The following is a 4,123-nucleotide window of genomic DNA, read 5'->3' as shown; positions in this document are numbered from 1 at the left end:
CTCGCCTCACAGTGGTCCAGCCAGCGCAGCTCCGCCTCCGCCTGGAACATCATCGCGTCCAGCACCAGCCGCCAGGCCAGGTCGTCGGGGCGGTCGTCGACCCGTTTCAGCCGGCCGAACTCCTGCAACGCCCGCATCGTGGCGGTGCGCTGGCTCTGCACCACCGCCCGCACGTCCACGCCGGGGGTGGTGAGCGCGAGCGCCAGCTTGATCGCCAGCTCGTCACGGGGCCGGTCGGTACGGCTGATGGGTGTGGCGAACCAGAGCGCCAGCTCCGCCCGACCGGCGTCGGTGATCTCGTACGGTCGCTGCCCACCCTCGTTCTCCGGCAGGGCGAGCACCAGACCGTCGCGTTCCAGCCGCCCCAGCGTGGTGTAGACCTGCCCGATGTTCAGCGGCCAGGTGGCCCCGGTGGACTCCTCGAAGGCGGCCCGGAGCTGGTAGCCGTACATCTGTCCCCGTTCGAGCAGGGCGAGCAGGCCATGGCGGATGGACATGGATGGCAGTATGCATACCCGGTATGTCTCCCGCAAACCGGACGCCGCCGCCGGGTGTCCACCGATGCCCGGCGGGGCGGCCGAGCCGGTCGCCCCGACTCAGCCGGGGCGACCGGGGAAGGCCACCGTCAGCGGGGTCGTCCCGGCGGCCCGCCGCCACCGGGTCGCCCGGACCGCGCAGTCGGTCAGTGCGGCCAGCGCCCGGGACCGCTCCGCGCCGGTGGTCACCGGCAACGCGGCCCGCCAGTACGCGCCGGTCCGCTCCTCGACCTCGACGGCCAGGCGCAGGGCGCTCGCCTGGTCGGTCACCGGGAACGGCAGCGCGTACCCGGCCTGGCCGGTCGGCACCGTCGCGCCGGTGGCCGCCAGGTGCAGCACCAGGGCGTCCCGGCGGGACCGGTGGGCGGCCTCCGCCTGTCGGGCCGCGTCGACGGCGGCACCCCGCAGCCGTACCCCGATCGGCCCGTACGCCCAGATCGCCGCGTACTCGGCGCGCAGGGCGGCGGCCAGCTCCTCGCTCATCGCAGTGCCTCCAGGTGGGTGGCCCGGGCGGCGGCGATCGACCCCAGCAGCGCGGCCCGCTCGGCGGGTGCCTCCGTACAGGCCCGTACCGCCTCGTCGCGGCCCTGCTGCTCGGCGGCCCGCAGGTCGGCCAGGAGCTGGGCGGCGGTGCCGGTGACCGGGCCGGTGGGTGATCCGCCCGGGCGGCCCGACGGGGTGGTACCGGTCACCCGGGCCAACTCCGCCGCGTGGGCCCGGTGCGCCTCGGCGATCGGGTCGAGCCGGCCGGCCAGCTCCGGAGCTGCGGCGGCGGCTGCGGCGTACCGGTCGGCCAGGTCGAGCGCGCCGGTGAGCAGCGGGGCCAGCGGGTCGGGGGTGGGATCGGGTGCCGGCCGGCCGTCGAGAAGGTCACAGCCCGCGAGGGCCGTACCGGTGCCCACCAGGGCGACCAGGGCGCCGGCGCGGAGGACGGTACGCCGGGAATGTCCGTCCGGGCCGTGGCGCTGCGTTGTTCTGCCGCTCAACACGGGGTCAAGTCAACACCATGCCGGCGCGGACGTGGCCCACCGGAGTCGGTGCGCCGGCCGCTGCTTCCGTCGCCGAGCGCGTTACGCTCTGCGCAACCACCGGACGCGACTGCCCCGGTGGCGGCCCGACGTGGCTGCCCAAAAGGGTCGGCCGTCGATCGAGAAAGGGGTGCGGGATGACGCAGCGTGGCCGTGCCACCAGGTCGACGACGGGGCCACGGGTCGGTGAACGGCCCCGGAGCGACCTCGGCGCCCGCCGCGCCCGACTGCGCGCGGTGATCGAGCCGGTGGTCAGTGCCGCCGGGTACGACCTGGAGGATCTCTCCGTGTCGCGGGCGGGTCGCCGGCACGTCGTCCGGGTGATCGTGGACGGCGACGGCGGGATCGACCTGGACCGGGTCGCGGACGTCTCCCGGGCCGTGTCGAGCGCCCTGGACGCGGCCGAGGAGACCGGGACGGACCTGGTGGCCGGCGAGTACCAGCTGGAGGTCAGCTCCCCGGGCGTGGACCGGCCGCTGACGCTGCCCCGGCACTGGCGGCGCAACGTCGGCCGGCTGGTGAAGGTGACCGCCCGGGGCGGTCCCACGCTGCCCGGGCAGCGTGGCCAGCAGCCCCCGGGTGAGCGGCAGCTCACCGCCCGGGTGGTCGCGGCCGACGAGGAGAGGGTGGTGCTGGACTGCGACGGCCAGGCCACCGAGTGGCGTTACCCCGATCTCGGGCCGGGCCGGGTCCAGGTGGAGTTCCACCGCCTGGACGAGGTCGCCGACGAGGACCTGGCCGAGATCGACGACACCGAGACCGAAGACTTCGACGACGAAGATGATGTGGAGGACGAGGAGAGGTGAACATCGACCTCGCGGCGCTGCGCGCACTGGAGCGCGAGCGGGAGATCCCGTTCGACACGATCCTCGCGGCGATCGAGACCGCGTTGCTGACCGCGTACCGGCACACCGAGGGCGCCGAGTCGCACGCCCGGGTGGAGATCGACCGGAAGAACGGCGCGGCCCTGGTGTACGCGCAGGAACTGGGTGACGACGGCACCGTGGTCCGGGAGTGGGACGACACCCCGCACGACTTCGGCCGGATTGCGGCGATGACCGCCAAGCAGGTGATCCTCCAGCGGCTGCGGGAGGCCACCGACGAGGTGCACTTCGGCGAGTACGTCGGCCGCGACGGCGACCTGGTGACGGGCGTGGTGCAGGCGCACGAGGCGCGTACCGAGAAGGGCATCGTCACCGTCGACCTGGGCAAGCTGGAGGCGGTGCTGCCCGCTCCCGAGCAGGTGCCCGGCGAGCAGTACCGGCACGGTGAGCGGATCCGGTGCGTGGTGGTGCACGTCGCCAAGGGCATGCGGGGTCCGCAGATCACCCTGTCCCGGTCCCACCCGAACCTGGTGAAGAAGCTCTTCGCCCTGGAGGTGCCGGAGATCGCGGACGGCACCGTGGAGATCAGTGCGATCGCCCGTGAGGCGGGTCACCGCACCAAGATCGCGGTACGCTCGACGACCTCCGGGGTGAACGCCAAGGGTGCCTGTATCGGCCCGATGGGTCAGCGGGTCCGGGCGGTGATGAGCGAGCTGCACGGTGAGAAGATCGACATCATCGACTGGTCGGACGACCCGGCGACGTTCGTCGGCAACGCGCTCTCCCCGGCGAAGGCCCTGCGGGTCGAGGTGGTCGACGCGTCGACCCGGACCGCCCGGGTCACCGTGCCGGATTTCCAGCTTTCGTTGGCGATCGGACGGGAAGGGCAGAACGCCCGGCTTGCTGCCCGGTTGACCGGTTGGCGGATCGACATCCGGTCGGACGCCGAGCAGGCGGCCACCTCCACACCCGCCGGTACCGAGCGGGGCTGATCACGTCCGGGAACCGGGCGGAGCGTTCCCGGGTCGGTAGGGGTAGACTTTCCCAGTGGTACGACGCGCGCAGCCGGAGCGCACCTGTGTGGGCTGTCGGCGGCGGGCGCCGGCCACCGAACTGCTGCGACTCGTCGCGGTCGGCGACGGGGCTGGTCACAGCCTCCGACCCGACCCGAGCCGCAGACTGCCGGGTCGGGGCGCGAACCTGCACCCAGATCCGGCTTGTCTCGCGCTGGCACTGCGGCGCCGCGCCTTCGGGCGGGCGTTGCGGGTCGCCGGGGTCCCAGACTCCGGCGAGCTGGCCGAGTACATCGACGCGTCAACCACTACGTCCGGCCGTCCGGTCGGGCGAGGGTCGCAAGCAAGGTAGGACGACCAGCATGAGCACACGATGAAGTCCCTGAAATGACCAGGCTTCAAGTGCACGAGTGAGGTCGCTGCGGGTGCTGCCCGCACGGCCTCGGAGTGAGGAGTGCAGTGGCAGGCAAGGCCCGCGTACACGAGCTGGCAAAAGAGCTCGGGGTCGAGAGTAAGACCGTTCTCGCCAAGCTGAAGGAAATGGGCGAGTTCGTCAAGTCCGCATCCAGCACCGTCGAAGCGCCGGTAGCCCGGCGGCTGCGCGGTGCGTTCGTCGCGTCCGCCGGTCAGTCGACCCCGGCCGCGCCGTCGGCAGCCGCCCCGGCCGCCCCGTCCACGCCGACCCCGGCTCCGCCCACCCCGGGCGAGCCGCGGATCTCGGC

The 4,123-nt window shown here is 73.3% G+C and carries 5 protein-coding genes and 2 pseudogenes; 4 read left to right on the top strand and 3 right to left on the bottom strand.

The features are described 5' to 3' along the window. From GSF22_RS31535 to GSF22_RS31525, 3 genes are all read right to left on the bottom strand, one after another. On the bottom strand, nt 1-497 hold a 497-nt coding region (locus tag GSF22_RS31535), incomplete at its 3' end, for a PadR family transcriptional regulator (RefSeq protein WP_208817561.1). Nucleotides 498-596: 99 nt separating this feature from the next. After that, complete coding sequence (locus GSF22_RS31530) at nt 597-1,019, bottom strand: ferritin-like domain-containing protein (protein ID WP_208817560.1); 423 nt, start codon at nt 1,017-1,019, stop codon at nt 597-599. After that, on the bottom strand, nt 1,016-1,525 hold the full coding sequence (locus tag GSF22_RS31525; RefSeq protein ID WP_208817559.1) for a hypothetical protein: 510 nt from the start codon (nt 1,523-1,525) through the stop codon (nt 1,016-1,018). The genes GSF22_RS31530 and GSF22_RS31525 overlap by 4 nt, the downstream gene beginning before the upstream one ends. Before the next feature lie 176 nt (nt 1,526-1,701). Between GSF22_RS31525 and rimP the strand changes: the two genes are divergently transcribed. The 4 genes and pseudogenes from rimP to GSF22_RS31505 form a co-directional block, all read left to right on the top strand. Further along, a complete protein-coding gene (gene rimP / locus GSF22_RS31520) occupies nt 1,702-2,370 on the top strand; it encodes a ribosome maturation factor RimP (protein WP_208817558.1) in 669 nt (222 codons plus the stop codon). Beyond that, nucleotides 2,367-3,420, top strand: a pseudogene (gene nusA, locus GSF22_RS31515) (transcription termination factor NusA). Before rimP ends, nusA begins: the two are co-directional and overlap by 4 nt. A gap of 15 nt (nt 3,421-3,435) precedes the next feature. Then, nucleotides 3,436-3,767: pseudogene (locus tag GSF22_RS31510) on the top strand (YlxR family protein). Between the two features lie 93 nt (nt 3,768-3,860). After that, nucleotides 3,861-4,123: translation initiation factor IF-2 N-terminal domain-containing protein (locus GSF22_RS31505; protein ID WP_208817555.1), on the top strand; the 263-nt coding region annotated here is incomplete at its 3' end.

The sequence above is a fragment of the Micromonospora echinofusca genome (assembly GCF_017614955.1).
GTDB lineage: Bacteria > Actinomycetota > Actinomycetes > Mycobacteriales > Micromonosporaceae > Micromonospora > Micromonospora echinofusca_A.
This window is presented reverse-complemented; position numbering and strand designations above follow the sequence as displayed.